This window comes from Niveibacterium terrae (assembly GCF_048213115.1).
GTDB classification, from domain to species: domain Bacteria; phylum Pseudomonadota; class Gammaproteobacteria; order Burkholderiales; family Rhodocyclaceae; genus Niveibacterium; species Niveibacterium terrae.
This window is the reverse complement of record NZ_CP172404.1, coordinates 3042664-3063012: the sequence shown is the minus strand read 5'-3', so window position 1 is coordinate 3063012 and position 20349 is coordinate 3042664. Positions and strand designations below refer to the sequence as shown.

General features: G+C 66.0%; 20 protein-coding genes and 2 riboswitches. Of the genes, 12 read left to right on the top strand and 8 right to left on the bottom strand.

What is annotated here, in order from left to right; translation table 11 throughout:
* The first annotated feature begins 102 nt into the window (after nt 1–102).
* On the top strand, nt 103–1362 hold the full coding sequence (locus ACHFB9_RS14175; protein ID WP_417067981.1) for a 6-phosphofructokinase: 1260 nt from the start codon (nt 103–105) through the stop codon (nt 1360–1362).
* Nucleotides 1363–1399: 37 nt separating this feature from the next.
* Here ACHFB9_RS14175 and ACHFB9_RS14170 read toward each other — a convergent pair whose 3' ends face one another.
* Nucleotides 1400–3514 (bottom strand): S53 family peptidase, encoded by a 2115-nt coding sequence (locus ACHFB9_RS14170; protein ID WP_417067980.1) that lies wholly within the window; start codon nt 3512–3514, stop codon nt 1400–1402.
* 67 nt (nt 3515–3581) lie between these two features.
* A riboswitch (cyclic di-GMP riboswitch) is annotated at nt 3582–3667 on the bottom strand.
* A 136-nt stretch (nt 3668–3803) separates the two neighbouring features.
* Nucleotides 3804–4697: a LysR substrate-binding domain-containing protein gene (locus ACHFB9_RS14165; RefSeq protein ID WP_417067978.1), complete on the bottom strand. Its 894-nt coding sequence runs from the start codon at nt 4695–4697 to the stop codon at nt 3804–3806.
* A 109-nt stretch (nt 4698–4806) separates the two neighbouring features.
* On the opposite strand from ACHFB9_RS14165, the gene ACHFB9_RS14160 reads away from it, so the two are divergent.
* From ACHFB9_RS14160 to ACHFB9_RS14145, 4 genes are all read left to right on the top strand, one after another.
* Nucleotides 4807–5406, top strand: a complete 600-nt coding sequence (locus tag ACHFB9_RS14160; protein ID WP_417067977.1) for an FMN-dependent NADH-azoreductase — start codon at nt 4807–4809, stop codon at nt 5404–5406.
* A 13-nt stretch (nt 5407–5419) separates the two neighbouring features.
* A complete protein-coding gene (locus ACHFB9_RS14155; RefSeq protein ID WP_417067976.1) occupies nt 5420–6283 on the top strand; it encodes a pirin family protein in 864 nt (287 codons plus the stop codon).
* A gap of 179 nt (nt 6284–6462) precedes the next feature.
* Nucleotides 6463–7044, top strand: coding sequence for a DUF2087 domain-containing protein (locus ACHFB9_RS14150; RefSeq protein ID WP_417067975.1), 582 nt, complete (start codon nt 6463–6465; stop codon nt 7042–7044).
* Between the two features lie 5 nt (nt 7045–7049).
* Nucleotides 7050–8036 carry an NAD(P)H-quinone oxidoreductase gene (locus ACHFB9_RS14145; protein ID WP_417067974.1) on the top strand — a complete coding sequence of 329 codons (987 nt, stop codon included), beginning with the start codon at nt 7050–7052 and terminating at the stop codon, nt 8034–8036.
* Here ACHFB9_RS14145 and ACHFB9_RS14140 read toward each other — a convergent pair.
* Nucleotides 8024–9640, bottom strand: coding sequence for a methyl-accepting chemotaxis protein (locus ACHFB9_RS14140; RefSeq protein WP_417067972.1), 1617 nt, complete (start codon nt 9638–9640; stop codon nt 8024–8026). The two genes, ACHFB9_RS14145 and ACHFB9_RS14140, sit on opposite strands and share 13 nt — an antisense overlap.
* A gap of 194 nt (nt 9641–9834) precedes the next feature.
* Between ACHFB9_RS14140 and ACHFB9_RS14135 the strand changes: the two genes are divergently transcribed.
* From ACHFB9_RS14135 to ACHFB9_RS14120, 4 genes are all read left to right on the top strand, one after another.
* On the top strand, nt 9835–10248 hold the full coding sequence (locus ACHFB9_RS14135) for an FKBP-type peptidyl-prolyl cis-trans isomerase (protein ID WP_417067971.1): 414 nt from the start codon (nt 9835–9837) through the stop codon (nt 10246–10248).
* Nucleotides 10249–10360: 112 nt separating this feature from the next.
* Nucleotides 10361–10422: riboswitch (Fluoride riboswitch) on the top strand.
* 79 nt (nt 10423–10501) lie between these two features.
* Nucleotides 10502–11815: a voltage-gated chloride channel family protein gene (locus ACHFB9_RS14130; RefSeq protein ID WP_417067970.1), complete on the top strand. Its 1314-nt coding sequence runs from the start codon at nt 10502–10504 to the stop codon at nt 11813–11815.
* Nucleotides 11816–11926: 111 nt separating this feature from the next.
* A complete protein-coding gene (locus ACHFB9_RS14125; protein WP_417067968.1) occupies nt 11927–13378 on the top strand; it encodes a transporter in 1452 nt (483 codons plus the stop codon).
* Between the two features lie 220 nt (nt 13379–13598).
* Nucleotides 13599–14579, top strand: coding sequence for an IS1595 family transposase (locus ACHFB9_RS14120; protein ID WP_417067967.1), 981 nt, complete (start codon nt 13599–13601; stop codon nt 14577–14579).
* Nucleotides 14580–14697: 118 nt separating this feature from the next.
* Here the strand turns inward: ACHFB9_RS14120 and ACHFB9_RS14115 are convergent, their stop codons facing one another.
* From ACHFB9_RS14115 to ACHFB9_RS14105, 3 genes are all read right to left on the bottom strand, one after another.
* Complete coding sequence (locus ACHFB9_RS14115) at nt 14698–15216, bottom strand: RES family NAD+ phosphorylase (protein ID WP_417067965.1); 519 nt, start codon at nt 15214–15216, stop codon at nt 14698–14700.
* Nucleotides 15213–15725, bottom strand: coding sequence for an antitoxin Xre-like helix-turn-helix domain-containing protein (locus ACHFB9_RS14110; protein WP_417067964.1), 513 nt, complete (start codon nt 15723–15725; stop codon nt 15213–15215). Before ACHFB9_RS14110 ends, ACHFB9_RS14115 begins: the two co-directional genes overlap by 4 nt.
* Before the next feature lie 224 nt (nt 15726–15949).
* Entirely contained in the window at nt 15950–16900 is a 951-nt protein-coding gene (locus ACHFB9_RS14105; RefSeq protein WP_417067963.1) for an IS1595 family transposase, read from the bottom strand.
* A gap of 316 nt (nt 16901–17216) precedes the next feature.
* Between ACHFB9_RS14105 and ACHFB9_RS14100 the strand changes: the two genes are divergently transcribed.
* Nucleotides 17217–17450 carry a hypothetical protein gene (locus tag ACHFB9_RS14100; protein ID WP_417067962.1) on the top strand — a complete coding sequence of 78 codons (234 nt, stop codon included), beginning with the start codon at nt 17217–17219 and terminating at the stop codon, nt 17448–17450.
* A 66-nt stretch (nt 17451–17516) separates the two neighbouring features.
* Here ACHFB9_RS14100 and ACHFB9_RS14095 read toward each other — a convergent pair whose 3' ends face one another.
* Together ACHFB9_RS14095 and ACHFB9_RS14090 are read right to left on the bottom strand one after the other, a co-directional pair.
* The gene (locus ACHFB9_RS14095; RefSeq protein ID WP_417067960.1) at nt 17517–18017 is read right to left on the bottom strand and encodes a GNAT family N-acetyltransferase; all 501 of its coding nucleotides are present in this window, start codon (nt 18015–18017) and stop codon (nt 17517–17519) included.
* Nucleotides 18014–18304 carry a DUF1778 domain-containing protein gene (locus tag ACHFB9_RS14090; RefSeq protein ID WP_417067959.1) on the bottom strand — a complete coding sequence of 97 codons (291 nt, stop codon included), beginning with the start codon at nt 18302–18304 and terminating at the stop codon, nt 18014–18016. The genes ACHFB9_RS14095 and ACHFB9_RS14090 overlap by 4 nt, the downstream gene beginning before the upstream one ends.
* Nucleotides 18305–18586: 282 nt before the next feature.
* Between ACHFB9_RS14090 and ACHFB9_RS14085 the strand changes: the two genes are divergently transcribed.
* Complete coding sequence (locus tag ACHFB9_RS14085; RefSeq protein WP_417067958.1) at nt 18587–18841, top strand: helix-turn-helix domain-containing protein; 255 nt, start codon at nt 18587–18589, stop codon at nt 18839–18841.
* 3 nt (nt 18842–18844) lie between these two features.
* Entirely contained in the window at nt 18845–20179 is a 1335-nt protein-coding gene (locus ACHFB9_RS14080) for a type II toxin-antitoxin system HipA family toxin (protein ID WP_417067957.1), read from the top strand.
* The last annotated feature ends 170 nt before the right edge of the window (nt 20180–20349 follow it).

Genomic DNA, 20349 nt, shown 5'->3' with positions numbered 1-20349 from the left:
GCTCCGGCTTTATTGCGTGAAAGACGCGGCCGCTGAAGTTCCGTAAGATCGACAGTCGGTCGCCTCCCGCTTGTCCGGGGCGGCACTGTCACAGGAGGCTTCTTGAAAAACGCGCTTTACGCACAAGCCGGCGGAGTGACCGCCGTCATCAACGCCAGCGCGGCCGGAGTCATCGAGACCGCGCGCCGCCATTCCGAGCAGATCGGCACCGTTTTCGCGGCCCGACGCGGGATCTTCGGGATCTGGGACGAGGAGTTGATCGACACCGCGGCTGAAGACCCCGACGAGATCGCCCGGCTGCGCGCGACGCCAGGTGGCGCTTTCGGCTCCTGCCGCTACGATGTCCGTACTATCGACGAAGATCCTGCACTCTATGCGCGGATCTTCGAAGTCTTCGCCGCGCATGACATCGGCTACTTCTTCTACAACGGCGGCAACGGTTCGATGGACACCGCCTGGAAGCTCGATCAGGCTGCCCGCAAGATGGGCTACCCGCTGATCTCGATCGGCGTGCCCAAGACGATGGACAACGATCTGCTGCTGACCGATTGCTGTCCCGGTTTCGGTTCGGTCGCGAAGTACATCGCGACCTCGATTCGCGAAGTCGGGCTCGATCTCGCGGCGATGGTGCAGGGCAAGCCCAAGGTCTTCGTGATGGAAGTGATGGGGCGCAACGCCGGCTGGGTCGCGGCTTCGTCGGCTCTGGCAAAGGAGGCCGAGGACGACGCGCCGCACATCGTGCTGCTGCCCGAAGTCGCTTTCGACCACGAGGCTTTCCTGGCCAGAGTCCGGGAGATCGCCGGGCGCCTGGGCTATTGCGCGGTCGTCGTTTCCGAGGGCATCAAGGGCCAGGACGGACGCTTCCTGTCCGAGCGCCAGGTCGAGCACGGCTACGTCCAGCTCGGTGGCGCCGGGGAAGCGCTGACTCAGCTGATCTCGCGGCGTCTCGGCTTCAAATACCACCTCGCCATCGTTGATTACCTGCAGCGCTCGGCTCGTCATCTCGCCTCGCGGACCGATGTCGAGCAGGCCTATGGGGCGGGGCGGGCGGCGGTCGAGTTCGCGCTGGCCGGGCTCTCGGGCGTGATGCCGGCGGTGCATCGCCTCGCCGATTCGCCCTATCGCTGGGAGATTCAGCCTCTTTCGCTGCAGGATATCGGCAATGCCGAACGGCGCCTGCCCCCCGAGTTCATCCGCGCAGATGGCTTTGGGCTGACCGAGGCTTTCCGTCGCTACGCGTTGCCGCTGATCGCGGGCGAGGAGGCGCCCGAGTTTCGCGACGGTTTGCCGCGCTTCGCACGCCTTGCGCTCCGTCCCGTGCCTAAACTCTGCCCGCCGCCGGCCTATCCTCTGCCGCTCTGAACGGGCTTGCGCCCTCCTTGCGGAGGGCGTCGCCTCGTCACTGCGCGGCGATCGTGATCGGCACCGAGGTCTGAGCCGTCAGACCGACCGCATCCTTGACCGATATGTTCAGCGTGTAACTGCCCTTGACCGGTTTGGCCCAGTTGAGCGTGATGGTCTGGCCGCTGACCGAGAGCAGGATGCCTGAAGGCAGACCGGTGATCGTCACCGCCATCGCGTAGCCACCGGGGTCGGAGACGCTGATCGAACCCGTCAGAGCCTTGCCGGCGATGCCGCTGAGCGCGGAGGCTTTGATGACCGGGGCCTGGCTGGTGCTGGCGCTGGCGATGACGACCGTGACGATTCCCTGACCGCTCAACGCGGTCTTGCTGTCTTTCGCCGTGACCGTCACCGCGTAGCTGCCGGCGACCGGTTTGGCCCAACTGATCGTCCCGTTGCTGGCGATCGTCATGCCCGACGGAGCGCCGCTCAGCGCATAGCTGACCGGGTTGGCCGCGGTCGTCGAGACCGTGAAGGTGAGCGCGACGCCGGCCTTTCCGCTGACCGTTGCGGAGGCGACCACTGGCGCCGTCGAAACTGCCGTCGAGCCGAGCAGCGCACTGAGCAAACTCGTCGCGTTCGGAGTTCCCAGACCGGTCAGTGCGTCGTAGCCGACTTTCGCCGTGCAGTTCGCACAGACTCCGTTCGTGCCGCTGGTGATGTCGGCAAAGGCGCTCGCGTAAGTGCCGGGAACGGCGCCGATCTGCCCGTAGATCTGCGCGTGCGGCGCACCGAGCACGGCTTTGCCGGCCTGAACCCGCATCGCATTGGCGACCGCGGTGAGGCCTGCCCACTGCGGTGTGGCGAGGCTGGTGCCTCCAGCGCTGACCCAGCTCGCGGTCGTGCTGCCCGACGGGATCACCGCGACGAATTGGCCCGTGCTCGGGTTGGCGTTGAAGGCCACATCCGCGACGCCGCGGCGGGCGAGGCTGCCGACTCCGGGAACCCCGGACGCCTGGTAGCTGGGCGTCGCCAGATATTGGCTGATTCCGCCGCCCGTCCCGGACCAGCCGGTTTCCGTCCGGGTGCCGCTCCCCGCATAGCTCAGCGAAGTGCCGCCGACCGCGACGACCTTGCTCGAAACTGCGGGCCAATAGACTGCGGCGCCCGAGTCGCCGGTCGCGGCAAGGTAGCTCATGCCGGATCCGGAGAAGGCCGAATCGACCGAGCTGATCCAGCTCCCCTCATTGGCGCCGAAGCTCATCGAGACGACGCCCGGCCCCATCGAGTTGGCGAGGGCAATCGCGCCGAGCAGGCTGTTCAGCGATGCGTCAGGGGCTTCGATCAGGATGATCCGGGCCAGCGGTGCGGTGGCGTGGGCCCACTGCACGTCCAGCGTGATCTCGGTCGCCCAGCCCGAGTCGTAGAGCGGCGCGGTGCTGCTCATCGTTCCGCTCGCCGTGCTGTATACGACCGACAGCGTGCAGCCTTCGCTGGTCGTGGCGGAGGCCAGAGGCAGTTTGGCACTGGTCGCGATCGTCTTGCTCGTGCAGGTCGGCAGGCCGAACTTCTGGTTGAAAGTGCTCAGTTCGGCGGCGACATTGGGATCGTGTTTCGCGTCGACGATGTAGATCGTCTGACCGGCGCCGAGCTGGGCGGCCTGGGTCGCAGTCGGTGTCGTTCCGGCCGCCGGGAGCGCGGGCAGCTTATAGGCGGCGCGGATCTGGGCGGGGGTGTAGGTCGTGACCGTGCTGGTGCTGGCTTGAGGCGTCGCGGCTTCGCCCGAAGCCGTCGACAAGGCCTGGGCGCGCTGCGCGGATTCGATCGCCTGGACGGTCAGCCCGCGGGTGTTCAGCGCCGATTGGGACGCGGAAAGGCCTTGAGCGTGGGGGGCGGCGAGCGCCGAAGCGCTGTTGTCCTGGACATCCCGGTCGTCGGGCGCATCGAGCAGTACCGGTGCGAGGTGGTAGGTGGGCTCGATGACCAGGCTGGCCTGGGCGTCGGGCAAGCCGGACGCGTCCAGAGGCACGGTGACGCCCTCGGCCTGCGCGGAGGCGGACGGTGTGTCCGTGCCGCTGTTGGAGCCGCCGCAGCCGGAAAGGGCGAGTGTGGCGAAAAGGGTCGCGAGGATTTCCGCGGTCCGCCGGGCTTGGGTTTGATGATGATTGCGCATCGCATCTCCACTCGTGGTGAGCGGAGGGCTCTCGCGTGACAACGTTCCGCGTGGCTTTCGCGGCTTCGTTGGCAGCCCCGCTACCGTTGCGCAATGCGCTGTAGGCCGGAGGCTTTGCGTCCCCGCCTTTCGACGGGTTTGCCCTCACTGAAAAAGTCAGGTTCCTGAAAGCTGAGTATTCGGAAATCCCTGTGTGTCCACACTACCCAACTGTTCCGTTTCGGGAAATGCATCGAATGTGGATTCTTGTGTCATAAAAGCAGTCCCGGCAGTCATGTGACGCCGGCGATCACGCCTCCAGCGCCGCGACCAGAGCCTCGACGAAAGCACGGGTCTTGGCCGGCAGCAGGCGGCGGCCGGGCAGCACGGCCCAGGCGGTCGCGGCGAGCGCCCGCCATTCGGGCAGAACGGGCACCAGCCTTCCCGCCGCGACGAGGGGCTCGGCGAAGCGCTCGACAAGCATCCCGATCCCGGCGTGCTCGAGCGCGAGCTGCATCAGAAGGCCCGGCGAGTTGGCCTTGAGGGTCTGGGGCACTTCGCCGTTCCAGCGCAGGCTGTTGCGGACGAGCTCCCAGGCCTGGGCGTCACCACTGCGCGTGAGCAGGCGCAGGCAGCGGTGCGCGGCGAGATCGTCAGGAGCCTCGGGCCGGCCGTGCTGGTCGAGATAGCCCGGTGAAGCGTAGAGCCCGCTCGCGATCTCGCAGAGCCGGCGCGCGACCAGCGTTGCATCGTCGGGCAGATCGCCGATCCGGATCGCCAGATCGAACCCCTCTCCGAGCAGATCGACGCGACGCGGCGACAGGTCGAGCTCCAGCTCGACGTCCGGATAGCGCTGCGCGTAGCCGGCGAGCATCGCGGGCAGCAGCAGGAAGGCGAAGTCGCCGGGAACCGACACGCGCAGCTTTCCGCTCGGTTGGGCTTGGCGGTACTGGGCCAGCGCGGCGGCCGCCTCGACTTCCTCGCAGAGGCGGTGGGCGTGCTCGAGCAGGCCTGCGCCGAATTCGGTCAGCGCGAGCCGGCGCGTGCTGCGCAGGAAGACCCGCTCGCCCAGCCGGGCTTCGAGCGCGGCGATCCGCCTTGAGACCGTCGATTTGGGCAGTCCTGCGCGCGCCGCGCCGCGGCTGAAACTGCCCGAATCGGCGATGCGGGCGAAGAGAACGAGGTCGTTGGCTTCGATGTCCATGGCTGATTGTTCCACTGGTGGAACAGTGTTGTCCATTTTTTCGTCTTCTTCTCGGTGTCCCGACTCGATAAAGTGGGTCTCATTCCAGTCCCCAACGAGGAAGACCGTCATGAACATCCTGCAGATCAATTCCAGCGCCCGCAGCGAAGGCGCCCAATCCACCGCGGTAGCCGAACGCATCGTTGCGCGCCTGAAGGCCGGCAATCCGCAGGCGAGCCTGAAGGTCCGCGATCTCGCCAGCGATCCGCATCCGGCCCTCGATCAGGCGGCGCTCGGTGCGCTCTTCACGCCGGCCGAGTCGCGCAGCCCGGAACAAGCGGCTCGCGTCGCGCTCGACGATGCCAACATCGCCGAGATTCAGGCCGCCGACGCGATCGTTCTGGGCGTGCCGATGTACAACTTCGGCATCACCTCGCAGCTGAAGAACTGGATCGATTCGATCTGCCGCGCCAAGGTGACTTTCCAGTACACCGAGAATGGCCCGGAAGGCCTGCTCAAGGGCAAGAAGGTCTATGTCGCGTTCGCGCGCGGCGGCAAATACCGCGGCAGCGAAGCTGACACCCAGGTGCCCTATCTGAAGGCCGTGCTCGGTTTCCTCGGCATGACCGACGTCCAGTTCGTGTTCGCCGAAGGCCTGGCCATGGGGCCGGAGGCTGCCGCCGCAGCCCATGCGGATGCGGACGCGCAGATCGCCGCGCTGGCGCTCTGAGCGAGAGAAAATCATGAGTCCGGATCGAGTCCTGCGCTCGCGCGCGATCGAACGCCAGATCAGCGGCATCGCGACCTCCGATGGCGCGGGCGTCAAGCTCACGCGCGTGATCGGACAGAGCCTGCAGCGCCGGCTCGATCCCTTCCTGATGCTCGACGTTTTCGGTAGCGAGGTTGCGGACGACTACATCGGGGGTTTCCCCGATCATCCGCACCGTGGCTTCGAGACTATCACCTATATGCTTGCGGGGCGGATGCGCCACCGCGACAGCCGGGGCAACGAAGGCCTGCTCCAGCAGGGCGGTGCGCAGTGGATGTGCGCGGCGCGCGGCCTGATCCACTCCGAGATGCCCGAGCAGAGCGAAGGGCGGATGGAAGGCTTTCAACTGTGGCTGAACCTGCCCGGCCGCGAGAAGATGAGCGATCCCTGGTACAAGGACATTCAGCCGGCCGAGATCCCTGAATTCGTCACCGACAGCGGAGTCCGGGTTCGCGTGATCGCGGGGGCTTCGCACGGCGTCGCGGGAGCGATTGCGCGCCCGGACACGGCGCCGGTCTTCCTCGATCTGCACCTTGCTGCCGGCAGCCGATTCGAACAGAAGCTGCCCGCCGGGCACAATGCCTTCCTCTGCGTCTATCGCGGCGAGCTCGCGGCGGGGCCGGATCAGGAGCGCATCGCTGAGCGGCGGACCGCTATTCTCAGCAACGACGAGGGCGCGGATGGCATCGTCATCGCGTCCTGCGGGGAGGCGAGGGCGATCCTGGTCGCGGGGGCGCCGCTCGCCGAGCCGATCGTCCAGATGGGGCCTTTCGTCATGAACACGCGGCTCGAGATCGAGCAGGCGATCGCCGACTACCGCGAAGGGCGGCTGGGCTGAGGCTTGGCAAGTGCTCGGCTGCCGCGCTATGCTTGCCGTCTGGGGCCGCAGCTCCCCCAGGCGTCGCCACTCGCAAGAGCGCTAAACCTGCACGATTCCTTTCGGCTACGATCATTCCGTGCCGCGATGGAAGGGCGACCACCATCACCCCAGCCGGGGACGGCACACGAGGATGAATCGTGTCCAAACAAATTCTGTCTTACCAGGTCCAGGACCTCTCGGCGCTCGCACGCTCGTTGTGCCGCCAGATCGAAACCCATCACGCCGCGAACGCACGTCCGCCTTCCCATCTGGCGCTGCTGAACATGCTTGCCCGCGCCGCCGGCCACAGCAATTACCAGAGCTATCGGAGCGGCGCCGAGCTGCGGCCTGCGCCTGAGCTTCCGGCTCCGCTTCCTGCCGAGACACTGTGCGCCGACGCCGAGAAAGTGCTGCGCCTGCTCGACGCGGACGGGCGGCTGACGCGCTGGCCGGTCAAGCGCGGAGCCCAGCGCCTCGCGGTCTGGTATCTGTGGTCGCTCTTCGATGCGCGAAAAGTCTATTCGGAGCGCGAAGTCACCGCGCTGCTGGCGGCCCGCAACGACTTCGACGATCCGGTGATCCTGCGCCGCGAGCTGATCAACGAAGGTCTGTTCGTCCGAACCCCGGACGGACGCGAATACCGCAAGGAGGCGCGGCGGGCTCCGTCCGAGGCCGCGGCCCTGCTCAGGGCGATCCGTGCCCGGCTGAAAAGGCCTCGCCCTGCCCGCAACCGGAAATGAAAAACATGCGCTATATCCAGCACGGCCCCTCTCCCGAGGCCAGTTCCATGCACCTCGTCGAAGGCGTGCGGCCCGAGCCGCGCGCCGGCGAGATCCTGATCGAAAACCACTACGTCGGCGTCAACCGGCCGGACGTGCTGCAGCGCGCCGGCGCCTATCCGCCGCCGCCGGATGCCTCGCCGGTGCTGGGCCTGGAGGCGGCGGGACGGATCGTCGCGCTCGGCGAAGGGGTCAGTGACTGGAAGATCGGCGATTTCGTGACCGCGCTGACGCCGGGCGGCGCCTATGCCGAGTACTGCACCGTGCCGGCCGGCCAGGCGCTGCCCATTCCGGAAGGGATGAGCTTGCGCGATGCGGCGAGCCTGCCCGAGAACTGGTTTACGGTCTGGTCCAACCTGGTCGATCTGGGGCGGCTGGCCGCTGGCGAGCGCCTGCTCGTCCATGGCGGCTCGAGCGGAATCGGCCTCGCGGCGATCCAGCTCGGCAAGCTGCTCGGCGCGGAAGTCTTCGCGACCGCGGGCAACGCTGAGAAGTGCGCGGCCTGCGTCGCTTTCGGCGCGGACCGGGCGATCTGCTACCGCGACGAGGACTTCGTCGAGGTCGTCAAGGCGGCGGGAGGCGCCGACGTCGTGCTGGACATGGTCGGCGGCGACTACATTCCGCGCAACGTCAGGGCGCTGCGCCTGGGCGGGCGCCTCGTCATGATCGCTTTCCTCGCCGGCGGGCGCGCCGAGCTCGACTTCACGGCCGTCATGGTCAAACGGCTGACGCTGACCGGCTCGACGATGAGGCCGCGGACTGTCGCCGAGAAGACTGCGATCCGCGACGCGCTCGCCGAGCGCGTCTGGCCGGCCTTCGCCGCGGGGCAGCTCAGGCCCTGCGTCGATTCCGAGTTTCCGCTCGGCGAGGTCGCGGCCGCCCATCTGCGGATGGAAAGCAGTGCGCACATCGGCAAGATCGTGCTCGCCGTGCGCGCGCCTCAGACCTTGTAGCGCTCGAGCGCGTTGGAGATCTTCCTGGCGACGAGGTCCAGCTCCTGGGCCGAATCGGACGTGTGATGCGCCGCCGCGCTGGTCTCCTCGGACATCTGTGCGACGCGTTCGATCTGCTGCGCGATGTTGTTGCTGGCCGCGCTCTGCTCGCGCATCGACGAACTGATCTCGCCGACCTGGGAGACGAGCTCGCTCGATCCGGTGCGGATCTGCTCGACCGCCTCGCCGGCCTGGCGGGCGTCGGCGACTTCCTGTTCGACCTGGGTCACGACCGATTGCATCGCCTGTGAAGTCAGCCGTGCTTCGGCCAGAATCGTCTCGACGGTCGAGGTGATCTCCTGTGTGGACAGCGTCGTGCGCTCGGCGAGTTTCCTGACCTCGTCGGCGACGACCGCGAAGCCGCGCCCGGTCTCGCCGGCCCGGGCCGCTTCGATCGCCGCGTTCAGCGCGAGCAGGCTGGTCTGGTCGGCGATCTCCTTGATCACCTTGACGACGTTGCCGATCTCGCCGGTCCGCGTTTCCAGGCTGTCGAGCCGGCCCGAGGCTTCCCTGACCGTGCCGGCGATCGCGTGAATGCCGTCGACGGTCGAATCGATGACCGTGACGCCTTCCGCCGCCTGCTCGCCGGCGACGTGTGCGATCCGGTCGGTCTCGCTGGCGCGCTCGGCGACATGGGCGATGCTTACCGTCATCTCCTCGACCGCGGCGGCCATGTTGGTCGTCGCCGAGCTCGTCTCGCTCGATGCGGTGGTCAGCTCGCTGGCGCTCCTCTTGAGCTCGCCCGACGAATGGCCGAGCGTCGCGCCCGCGTCATGCAGTTCGCGCAGGCTTTGCTGCATCGTTTCGAGGAAACGGTTGTAGGCGGTGAGGGTCTCCGAGATCTCGTTGCGGCCGCTGTCGAGCGGAACGCGCTGGCCGAAGTCGTAGTCGCGGGTCAGCGAGATTACCGCGTTGTTGAGCTTTCCGAGTGGGCCGAGGATGCCGCGGGCGATCCAGATGCCGCCGCAGAAGAGCAGCGCGCCGACGATCAGCGCGATCGTCCACGAGAGGAGCTTGGCCTCGCCGATCGCCTGTTCGCTGGCCGCGTCGGCGGTCTTGAGCCGGGTCGCGCTGGCGAGGTGCAGGCGCTCGATCACCGCCATCATGCTTGCGACCTTCGGTACCACCTGGCTGTTGTAATGGGCCGTCGCCGCGGTCGCATCACCGCCATCGGCAATCTTGAGCGTCTGCGGTAGCAGATCGAAGTAGATGTTCAGTTCGGATGCGAGCGCTTTCAGGTCGCCCCGGAGTCCTTCCTCGTCAGCGATCTGGTTCAGCGTGTCGAGGTCGCGATTGATCTGTGCGCGCGCCGTCGTGATCTGGCCGGACAGCTGCTGCCGGTGCGCGGGATCGGCGTCGAGCATGTAGAAGAGCGCGGCGCGGCGCGCATCGACGGCCTGATAGGCGATTGCATTGACGAGGCGGGAGAGCGGTACGGCCACTTTCTGCACCGAGTTCTCGGCACGGCCGATCTCGGCGAGCTGGAAGCCGGTGATCGTCGCGGTGAGCAGAAGGGCCAGCGTCGCGAAGGCGCAGAGAAGGTGAAGTCTTTGTTTGATCGTCATGAGATGGACAGAGGTGATATATCAAATCCTTAAACGGCCTGTCAGGGAAAACCCGTAGCCCCGTTTTGTTAATCCTTGTATCGGCAACCATTGCTTCAGCAACCACGGCATCTGGTTCAGGGGGGCAGCCCTTGTCGCCGGCAAGCACGGGATGGCGTATCGTTACGGGGTCTGTATCTGTCCCAGGAAAATTGATGAAACGCACCCCCGTTCTGCTCCTGCTGGCCGCCTGCGCGGTCTCCCTGGCCGTCAAGGCCGCCGAACCGAAAGCGCAGACCACGCCGAGCGGTCTCGTCTATCAGTCCGTCAAGGAAGGCAAGGGCGCCCACCCTGGTCCGACCAGCGTCGTGCGGGTCAACTACCGCGGCACTTTCCAGAATGGCAAGGAATTCGATTCCTCGTACAAGACCGGTTCGCCGATCGAATTCCCGCTCAACGGCGTGATCCCGTGCTGGACCGAAGGCGTGCAGAAGATGAAGGAAGGCGGCAAGGCCAAGCTCGTCTGCCCGCCGCAGATCGCCTACGGCAAGCGGGGCGCCGGCGGCGTGATCCCGCCCGACACGACGCTGAACTTCGAAGTCGAACTGCTCAAGATCATCAAGCCCTGAGCCTTGTCCGCGCGGACAGGGGTTGTCGATCCCTGTCCTGACCGGGGCGGCCTGCGGGCTGCCCTTTTGCCGCGTGCCGGGTTTGTCCTGGGTCGGCAAACCTTGTAGACTCGCCGCCCAAGGAGATGGCATTCCTCCTCTAACCGCCTCTGTGCTGATGATGCCTGCACTTTCCTGGACGATAGGAAGATGTAGGCGCACGCCTGTCTGAATCTGCCTGTCCAGGGTCTTAGAACTGCAAGCCTGGATATGCATGAAACCTTCAAAACGCCTTGAGCCGATCGAGCTGCTGCCCTATATGGGCAAATGGCTGGTCCTGGCCTTCCTCGTTGCCGTCCTTGCCGGATCGGCATCCGCCCTTTTCCTGTTCGCGCTCGAATGGGCGACGCGCACCCGCGAGTCGACCCGCTGTCTGATCCTCGCCCTCCCTCTGGCCGGGTTCATCGTCGCTTGGTTCTACCTGCGCTTCGGACGGAGCGTCGAAGCCGGTAACAACCTGCTGATCGACGAGATCCATGATCCGAAGAAAGTGGTGCCGCTGCGCATGGCCCCGCTGGTTCTGGTCGCGACCGTCGTCTCCCACCTGTTCGGCGCTTCCGTGGGCCGGGAAGGCACGGCGGTTCAGATGGGCGGCGCTCTGGCCGATCAGCTGACCAGGCTGTTCCGGCTCAGGCACGAGGATCGCCAGATCATCCTGATGGCCGGGATCAGCGCCGGCTTCGCGTCCGTGTTCGGAACTCCGCTGGCCGGCGCGATCTTCGGACTGGAAGTCCTCGCGATCGGACGGCTGCGCTACGACGCGATTCTGGCCTGCCTCGTCTCGGCCGTGATCGCCGACCAAGTGGGGCTCTTCTGGGGCGTACACCACACGCACTACGCGATTGCGTCGGTTCCGGGCTTTAGCGCCTGGGGCTTCTGCGCGATGCTGATCGCCGGAGCCCTGTTCGGCCTGACCGGCAAGCTGTTCGCGGAGGCGACCCATGCTCTGGGCGGGCTGTTCAAGAGCCGGATCGCCTACGCGCCGTTGCGCCCGTTGCTCGGGGGCTTCGTCATCGTCGCCGTGGTCTGGGCCATCGGGACCGATCGCTACATCGGTCTGGGCGTGCCCGTCATCGTCGAGGCCTTCCAGAAACCGCTGCCCTGGTATGACTTCATCGCCAAGCTCGCTTTCACGGTCGCCTCGCTCGGCGCCGGCTTCAAGGGAGGAGAGGTCACGCCGCTTTTCTACATCGGTGCGACGCTTGGCAACGCGCTCGCTCCGTTGCTGCACCTGCCCTTTTCGCTGCTGGCCGGAGTCGGCTTCGTCGCGGTCTTCGCCGGCGCGGCCAACACGCCGATCGCCTCGACGCTGATGGCGATGGAACTCTTCGGTGCCGAGGTCGGCGGCTACGCGGCGATCGCGTGCGTGGTCAGCTATCTGTTCTCCGGGCACAGCGGCATCTATCGCTCCCAACGGATCGGCCAGTCCAAGAACCGCCACGCGCCCGAAGGAATCAAGCTCGGCGACATTCCCGCCTACCGCAATGCCCTGGTCAAACAGCAGGCGAGCGATACCTTTTCGCGCTGAGGGAAGCGGGATGAGCGATCTGACCGCGCTTCGCACAGCACCATGCCGCACTGTTCCGCAGCGGGTTCGCTCGCTAAGCTGAGCACGGAGGCTTCGCAGCGGAGGGCGGCAATGGCAGAGAAAGACGATGGCGCGCCCGAGGGTTGGCTCAACCGCACCGTGATCGGTGCCGGCCTGACCAGCGGCCTGGGCGATTTCTGTTACGAGACGACGACCGTGATCCTGCCCGACTTCATCTCCGTGCTCGGGATTCCGGCCGCCGTGTTAGGCCTCGTCGAAGGCGCCGCCGACGTGGTGGCCGCCTTCACGAAGATGCTCTCCGGCTATATCCCCGACAAGCTGGGTCATCGCAAGCGCCTGGTGCTGATCGGCTACGCGCTGACTCCGCTCGGGCAGGCGCTGATCGCGCTGGCGGCGGGTTGGCCCCTGCTGCTCCTGGGGCGCATCGTGTCCTGGTTCGGCAAGGGGCGCGATCCAGGAAGCGCAGGAGGCGACCGTCACCGCCGCGATGGTCCCGGCGGATACGCTGGTCACCTGCTATGGCGCGCTGGGTACCGAGAACGGCGCCGCCAAGTTCGTCTCCAGCGCCGTGGTCGGTCTGCTGTGGACCACGGTCTCGCCCGGGCTCGGTTTCGGCCTGGCTGCGCTGCTGATGGCCGCGGGAACGCTGGCACTGATCCCGGATCCCGATCGGCCGGATGGCGCGGCAAGGCCGTGAGCAGGGGCAAGAAGCCGGGGGGCGAGCGGCTGTCTCGCTGGACGGGGCTCGTGCCGGGCCCTCGTGTAAAATTCCGCTCCCGATACGGACGCGGGATCATGCGTGCATCTGGATTCCTGACTCTCGCCCTCTTGTTCTCCAGCCCGGCTTTCGCCGCGCATCCGCTGACTAGCGACGATGCGGGTGTGCTGGGCGCGGGTCAATGGCAGCTCGAAGCCAATACGGACCGCGCGGTCGCGCGCGAAGCCGGAGCCGTGGGTCTTGCGGTCAATGCCACGCTGACGCGCGGGATGACCGATGCCGTCGACCTCGCCATCAACCTTTCGTGGTGCCACAGCCAGGCCGATGCAGCGCCCGGCGGGAGCCAGAGGGGCTTGGGGGACGCCTCGCTTGCGCTGAAGTGGCGCGTGCTGGAGCGGGGCGGGCTGAGCCTGGGCGTCAAGCCCTGGCTGGTCCTGCCGACGGGGCGCTCCGACAAGGGCTTCGGCGCGGAGCGCGTGCAGGCCGGCGTTCTCGGCATCCTCGGTTTTGCGGCCGATGAAACGCACGTCTATCTCGGCAATGTCGGCTATCTGCGGGCCAACAACGGCACAGGCGGGCGCCGGGACATCTGGAACGCCTCCGCCGCCGCGCTGATCGCGTCCGGCGTCCGGCTTCGCTTCGTCGCCGAAACCGGCGCTCATCGCAACCCCGACTCCGCTAAGGGAAAGAACCCTGTGTTCGCGAATGTCGGCGCGATCTACAGTCCCAGCGAAAAGCTCGATCTGGACTTCGGCTATCGCCGCGGGCTGAACGATGCCGAAGCGAAGTACTCGGCCGGTGCGGGACTCACGCTTCGCTGGTAGCCCCGATCCGCCACAGGACGAATGCTCGGCGTGCCCGCCATGAACAGGTTTTGTGACCGACATAGAAGTCATTTCCCGCAAGCCTGGGATTTCCCTGAGCACGCGCTGACGGCTGATCCGTGAAGCCCTCGACCGCATGCCCGTTCGGAAGCGCTCTGTCCCGGATACGTGTTGTATCGCGGGCTATGCTGAGGGCATCCACCGGACACGGAGTCGGATCATGGATGCCCAGGCCTTTCGTCACTGGCTCAAGCAGGCCGCCGAGCTGACGGCCCGCCAGAGGCAGTGCCTGTTCCGGGCGCTCGCCCTTCCCGCAAGCCCGCTCGGCGCGAGTTCGCCGGCGGCCTCGCCCGAGCTTCCGGATCTGCCCGGCTGCCCCCACTGCCATGCCGAGGCGGGCAATCTCAGGCCTTGGGGATTCACGCGCGGCCTGGCGCGCTACCGCTGCCAATGCTGCCAGCGAACCTGCACGGCGCTGACGGGCTCTTCTCTGGCGCGGCTCCATCACCCGGAAAAATGGAGCGCTTACGCCCAGGCCTTGATCGACGGTCTGTCCGTGCGCGCCGCCGCCCAGCTCTGCGGCCTCAGCAAGAACACGTCCTTCCTGTGGCGGCATCGCTTCCTGGCGCTGATCGCCGAACACCGCGATGCGCATGAAGCCGGGATCGTCGAGGCGGGTGAAACCTTCTTTCGCGAATCCTTCAAGGGCCAGCGGCACTTGCCGCGCCCGGCCCGCCAGCGCGGCGGGCCGGGCAGGGCGCCGGGCGCGGACGCCGCGCCGATTCCGGTGCTGGTGGTCCGGGACCGCTCGGGGCATACAGCGGACTTCAAGCTGGACCGGCTCGATGCGATACACGTCGCCGAGCGGCTCAAACCGCTGGTGGATGCCGATGTGCTGCTGTGCACCGATGACACAGCCGTCTATGCCCGCTTCGCCCGCGCAGCACAGCTCACGCACGTCGCGGTGCGGGAGCCGCCCGGGCGACGCAGCCAGGGCGGCGCGTATCACATCCAGAACGTCAGCGCCTATCACGGCCGCCTCCAGAGCTGGATGGCGCGCTTTCATGGCGTGGCCACGCGCTACCTGGACAACTATCTGGGCTGGCGCCGCATGCTCGAGCGCTACGGCGACGCGATCACCCCGCAACGTTGCCTCGACGAGGCGCTCGGCCGAGGGCAGCAACACGGATTTGGGACATAGCCTTGTATTTCGCACGACTGGCCTGAGCGCAACCCGCACGTTCAGCCGCCCCTTGATGCGTATCGACGCGCCCCTGGAGAGGTGGAATTCCGGACGAGGGTCCTGAGTTCCGGGGGGTTCAGGCTGCTTTAGGGCCTGTCGGCCTTGCTGCCAGCCGCGTGTCGAGCGCAAAGCGCTCCTCGGACGCGAGTTCGAAACGCCCCGCGCCCGCCACGACGTCGATGACCAGGTTCCACGAATGAGTGGACACGGCGCTCGGGAAGATCACGAGGCCGTACGCCTGGAGCAGCGCATCGCCGAAAGCCTGCTGGTTCGGACTGAGCGTACCCGGGCGCAGCCAGTTCGGATTCGGCACGTCCTCGGGGCGCACGACCTTGATCGCTGAGGGCGGATCCTTGATTTCGAGCTGCAGCAGCCTGTGGGGGTCGGTGTCGAGGATGTCGAAGCCTTTGTGCACGGCCACTTCGAGGATCGCGGTGGCCGGATCCAGGGACGTGTAGATCGCCGGCCGGCCGGCCGGGGACCAACGTCCGCCGACCCGGAGCGCCCCCTCGCCGGTGCGCCAGGTTGCGAAGTGCTTCTCCCTTTCCAGGCGCCAGACGGCGAGCGCCGAGAGGGCCCAGGGCAGGGGGGTCACGCGTAGACCTCGTAGTCCATCCGTTTGAGCAGAGTCTTGACGAGTTCGGTGCCTTCAGAGGTTTCGAGCAGGTCTATCGGGCGGTTGCGGTCCAGGCCGATCGCGGGCTTTGCCAGCCAGGCTTCGGCTGCCTCCTGAGTGCCGAGCACGTCGATCGCCTGCTCCGTCACAGTGGCCAGGCGGAGCAGGCGGTCACTGGCGTTGGGGTCCAGAACGTCGTCCTCCTGCGCGCGCTGCAGCGTGCGCTCGCTGACCCCGATCACGCGCAGCACTTCCTCGCGGGGCAGGGACTGGAAGGCGGAGGAGAAGGTCCGGGCGAAGCGCTTCTGCACGCCACGCATGACCAGGCGATGGATCCGCAGCGGGTCGGTGTTCGAGAACTTCGCTTCGACTTCGGGCATGGACGGCGCCGGCTCCTCGAGGAGCGCCTTCAGCGCGCCATAGACTTCGAGGAAATCGTGGCTGATGGCCGATGAGTCTGCGGCGCTTTTGACGAGTACTGCGGGCATGGAAGCCTCCTCTGCGACATCTGTCGTCTCATTCTATGACATTTGACGCCACCGGGACAGGCCGCGCGAAGTCCCGCAACTCGACCTTGATACGGGGGGCTTGGATGGTCGAAGGCAGGGTCTGAACCTTGACCCCCGAACCTCGAGCCTGGGGATAGGCGGCAGGCAGAAAACAAGCCCGCGGCTTCCCGGATGCACGCATTGATGGCTAATTTTTAATCTGATTATGTCCCTCCTTCAGGAACGCTCGTGATGACTCGCCTTGTCATGGGATGTGTGTGCATCACCGCGAAAGCCAATCCCGGCACCAGCGCGGGCAGGCTTGCTCGACGGTTGAAGCGGTACTGCACCTCCGCCAGGTAGCGGTTCGCGTACTTGGCGAACTTGAACGCGTGGTGTGTTCCGCTCAGCGCGGTTTTCAGGTTCCCGATCAGGATGTTCAGCCAGCGGAAGGACTCGACTCCCGTCTCGTCTTGGGAGAGCAGCCCCATCTGACCGACCCCCTGTGGCGCCAGCGCCAGCAAGCCAGAGCGGATGAACGCGTCCATGCTGACCAGGCACGGTCCGGTGAGGGCGCGTGCGGCCCATTGGGCCAGCGCTGCCGGCGAGAAGTCCTCGACCGGGTCGAAGCGCACGCGCAGCGGGCGGCCCTCGCGCAGCTCGACTGCCGCCACGAATGCCACTTTGCTCTTCGCCCCCCGGCCACGTTGGCCCGCGGGACGCTCGCCACCCAGCCAGCCATGATCGACGCGCACCTCCGCGCTCAAGGGCCGCTGCGCTTCGCGTTGCCGCATCGCCTCCATGATCTTGTGCTTGAGCAGCCAGGCCGCCTTCCAGGAGATGCCCAGCTGACGACGCAAGGCCAAGGCCGCGATGTTGGTCTTGGACTGCGTGATCAGGTAGATGGCCAGCATCCAGGTGCGCAGGCTCAGCAGGCTGTGCTCCATCTGCGTGCCCGAGCGAAGGCTGGTCTGGTGCGGGCAAGCGCTGCACTGCCACACCGCATTCTTGCCGTGCCGGAACGCATAACCACGGCGGTGACCGCAGCGGGGGCAGACAAAGCCATCCGGCCAGCGCGCCTTGATCAGCGCCGCTTCGCACTGCGCCTCGGTGCCGTATCGCGCCATGAAATCCGCCAGCGACAAACCCTTCTGGAACTGGATGCTGTTGATCATGGCCGTCTCCTGCCAATGTCATGTCTTCAGCATAGTCCTATGAGCGCCGCCAGCCTCGCTTCATGAAGAAAGGACATAATCAGGTTCCGGAAAACTCGTCCGGAGCTCAGCGCATGGCCAAACCCGGGGCAAACGCTTCGCGAGTCCTTGAGCTGTCAGGCGGAAGACGCGCGAAGGCGGAGTGATTCTGGGCTTAAATGGTCGAAGGCCGACGCCGACGCTCGGACCCGGCGTCAATTATCACTTTTCAGATAATTGCTGATAAATCTCCGGAACGCTGGTTCCTGGGGGCGCACGATGATCAGCCGCGCGGGGAATGCCTCGATTCGACATGTGCTCTATCTGCATGCCGGGCATGGCGGCGCTCCGGCACAACCCGATCCTGAAGGCCTTTGGCGAACGGCTGCTCGCTTCCAGCCATGCGCCCAAAGTGGTGAGCGACGCTGCGATGAGAAAGCTGGCGCATCGGATCTACGGCATCGTGCGCTCAGGAGAGCCATTCAGGGCCGATTTTGGCCATCCGGTGCTTGACGTTCAAGACGGCATCTGACCCCGGTGGGGGAAGGCTAATGGGTGACCCTCGGGGTTCAAATCGAGGCCTGATCCCGGTGTTCCGTCAGTCGGCGATGCCGGAGCTGGCCAGCTTGGCCAGGTTCAGCATCAGCGTCATCGCCTCGTCGGGCGACTCGATGAAGCCGTGGTGCAGATAGAACTGCCTGGCTTGTTCGCTGAGTGCATGACACAGCAAGGCGCGAATGCCCATTTCGCGCGAGAGACGCAGCGAGCGCAGCACCGCATCCTTGAGCAGGTCGGCGCCCAGCCCGCGGCCCTGGTAGTCGGTATGGACGGCGAGACGGCCAAGCACCACCACGGGAATCGGGTCGGGCATGTTGCGCCGGATGTTGCCGCTTGCTTGCGCGTGCAGCACGGACCCTGCCGCCAGGGCGTAATAACCCGCCACGGTATCGCCCTCGCACGAGATAAAGCAACGCGACGCGCCCTCCTGCTGATTCCTGCGCGCACGCTGTCTGAGCCAGCTTTCCAGCTCGGGTTCGGTGCAGCGGAAAGTCTCGAGGCGGTGAGCGTCGTGAAGAGGCTGGGGAGCGGTCAGGCTCATTTATCCGCCGGCTCCCATGCGGCACGACGGCTCAGCAGGCGGGTCAGCGCTGCGCGCTCGTCGAGCGGAGCGTCCAGGAGCTCGGTGAAACGCTGGAAACCCGCCGCGTCGAGCGCGAACACCGTGCGGTCCAGCAGTAGCCGTTGTGCCTTCTCGCAGGCGGCTTCCAGCATGAAGTCGGTGCGGCTCTTGCCCGCCAGGTGGGCGGCCTGGTCGATCAGTGCTCGCTGGGCGCCAGGCGCGCGCAGGTTGATCGTGGTTTCACGGTTTGCAGTGGTGGATGCCATGGTCGCCTCTTGCCCCATGCGATGAGGCTCATCTTCGATTGTCTCTACATTGTACGTACGGCGGAGTGGTTCTGCACCCGATTCGTGCACGTCAGGGCAGCGCGGCTCCTGGCCGTTCAGCCGGCACCGCAGGGGGCATTGGGCTTGAATGGTGGAATGCAAGACACTTGCGGTTCGCGACTCCTGTCGGCACTTCTATTCCGCTCTATCGACCATTCCGATATTTGACGTTTATCGCTCATGCCGATATTCTTGATATATCGCCATTCTCGATGCCGACCAATGGAACAGCGTCTCGTGTCACCCCAGCAGCTCACGTCGATTCTCACGGCGCGCCGGCAAGCCCGCGGACTGAATCAGGAGGCGGTCGCGCGGCCGCTGAAGCTGAGTCAGAACCGATACTCGGAGCTCGAGCACGATCCGGCCAAACTGACTCTGGATCGGCTTCTATCGATCGCGCATACCCTCGGGCTGGAGCTTGTGATCCGCGACGCCGGGCAACAAATCGCCAACGCATCGCTGAAAAGCGAGTGGTAAGCCGTGGGCCGCAAGTCTCATCGGCGCGCGCTCAATCTCTGGATGAACGGTGCCCTGGTCGGCGAGTGGGCGATCGCGTCCGGAGGGGGCAGCGAACTGAGCTATGCACCGGAGTGGCTCGCCTCCGAAGCACACCGACCGCTGTCACTGTCGCTCCCGATCAACTTCGATGGTTTGCCACTGCGCGGCGAGGTGGTTTCGAACTACTTCGAGAACCTGCTACCCGATAGCGACAAGATCCGGCGGCGACTGCAGCAGCGTTTCGGTACGGCCTCGCAGGAGGCCTTTGACCTGCTGACCGCAATCGGCCGCGACTGCGTCGGCGCCGTTCAGTTGCTGCCGATCGGCGACACGCCCGCCGGGCCTCACCCACTTCCCTCGCAACTTGAACCGCTCGACGAGGCGGGTATCGCCCGCTGTCTGCGTCAGGCCGTCGGTGGCCACAGCATGCCGGGGTTGCAGGACGATCCGGGCGACTTCCGGATATCCATCGCCGGCGCGCAAGAGAAAACCGCCCTGACGCACTACAAAGGGCGCTGGCATCGCCCCGCTGGAGTCACTCCAACGACTCACATCTTCAAGCTCCCGCTAGGTTTGGTTGGAAACCTGCAAGTCGACATGAGCGACTCGGTCGAGAATGAATGGCTGTGCGGGCAGATACTGGCTGGGTTCGGGCTTGCCGTCGCCAAGAGTGAGATCGCGCAGTTCGAGGATCAGCGAGCCTTGGTGGTAGAGCGGTTTGACCGGGTTTGGTCGGAAGCCCGCGGTTTCTGGTTGCGCTTGCCGCAAGAGGACATGTGTCAGGCACGCGGCCTTCCACCTCTGATGAAGTATGAAAACGACGGTGGCCCGGGCATCGTCAATATCGCCACCCTGCTACGCGCCTCCGTAACCCCGGAGCAGGACGTCGAGTGCTTCCTGAAGGCTCAGCTGATCATGTGGCTGTTGGCTGCAACCGATGGGCACGCAAAGAACTTCAGCATCCGGCTGATGCCTGGGGGTCGTTTTCAGCTCACGCCGCTCTATGACGTGCTCTCCGCTTGGCCCGTCATCGGCCACGGTTCCAAGCTGCTGCCCATCGAGAAGGTCAGGATGGCAATGGCGCAGGAGGGGAGGAACCGGCACTACCGACTGCGCGAGATCCAACGCCGCCACTTCAACGCCACAGCCCAACGATGCGGCCTTGCGGCCGGGCGATTCGACGCGGTGATTGATGACGTCATCGCGAACGTGCACAGCGTGATCGATGCTGTGGCGACCCAATTGCCGGAGGACTTCCCCGGCTGGGTGTTCGAGCGTGTCGCACACGGAATGCGGGATGCCGCGCAGCGTCTCTGATCGCCGCCGACACAACAGCTGTTCAGGCGCCTCGCGAGCCCTGATCTGCCGCGCGGACTCACGCGAAGGCAGGGGGTTTGAATGGTGGAATGCAAGACCTCGCGGTTCTTCAAGGCCTGACTCTCGCGGTTCTTGGGGGGCGGATGGAGCTGGGGTGAGTCGGGAGGGGG

What these genes read in the sequence shown, in the direction of transcription:
- ACHFB9_RS14170 (WP_417067980.1), bottom strand. Translation starts at nt 3,514, where the DNA reads ATGCGCAATCATCATCAAACCCAAGCCCGGCGGACCGCGGAAATCCTC.
- ACHFB9_RS14165 (WP_417067978.1), bottom strand. Translation starts at nt 4,697, where the DNA reads ATGGACATCGAAGCCAACGACCTCGTTCTCTTCGCCCGCATCGCCGAT.
- ACHFB9_RS14160 (WP_417067977.1), top strand. Translation starts at nt 4,807, where the DNA reads ATGAACATCCTGCAGATCAATTCCAGCGCCCGCAGCGAAGGCGCCCAA.
- ACHFB9_RS14155 (WP_417067976.1), top strand. Translation starts at nt 5,420, where the DNA reads ATGAGTCCGGATCGAGTCCTGCGCTCGCGCGCGATCGAACGCCAGATC.
- ACHFB9_RS14145 (WP_417067974.1), top strand. Translation starts at nt 7,050, where the DNA reads ATGCGCTATATCCAGCACGGCCCCTCTCCCGAGGCCAGTTCCATGCAC.
- ACHFB9_RS14140 (WP_417067972.1), bottom strand. Translation starts at nt 9,640, where the DNA reads ATGACGATCAAACAAAGACTTCACCTTCTCTGCGCCTTCGCGACGCTG.
- ACHFB9_RS14135 (WP_417067971.1), top strand. Translation starts at nt 9,835, where the DNA reads ATGAAACGCACCCCCGTTCTGCTCCTGCTGGCCGCCTGCGCGGTCTCC.
- ACHFB9_RS14130 (WP_417067970.1), top strand. Translation starts at nt 10,502, where the DNA reads ATGAAACCTTCAAAACGCCTTGAGCCGATCGAGCTGCTGCCCTATATG.
- ACHFB9_RS14125 (WP_417067968.1), top strand. Translation starts at nt 11,927, where the DNA reads ATGGCAGAGAAAGACGATGGCGCGCCCGAGGGTTGGCTCAACCGCACC.
- ACHFB9_RS14120 (WP_417067967.1), top strand. Translation starts at nt 13,599, where the DNA reads ATGGATGCCCAGGCCTTTCGTCACTGGCTCAAGCAGGCCGCCGAGCTG.
- ACHFB9_RS14110 (WP_417067964.1), bottom strand. Translation starts at nt 15,725, where the DNA reads ATGCCCGCAGTACTCGTCAAAAGCGCCGCAGACTCATCGGCCATCAGC.
- ACHFB9_RS14105 (WP_417067963.1), bottom strand. Translation starts at nt 16,900, where the DNA reads ATGATCAACAGCATCCAGTTCCAGAAGGGTTTGTCGCTGGCGGATTTC.
- ACHFB9_RS14100 (WP_417067962.1), top strand. Translation starts at nt 17,217, where the DNA reads ATGCCTCGATTCGACATGTGCTCTATCTGCATGCCGGGCATGGCGGCG.
- ACHFB9_RS14095 (WP_417067960.1), bottom strand. Translation starts at nt 18,017, where the DNA reads ATGAGCCTGACCGCTCCCCAGCCTCTTCACGACGCTCACCGCCTCGAG.
- ACHFB9_RS14090 (WP_417067959.1), bottom strand. Translation starts at nt 18,304, where the DNA reads ATGGCATCCACCACTGCAAACCGTGAAACCACGATCAACCTGCGCGCG.
- ACHFB9_RS14085 (WP_417067958.1), top strand. Translation starts at nt 18,587, where the DNA reads ATGGAACAGCGTCTCGTGTCACCCCAGCAGCTCACGTCGATTCTCACG.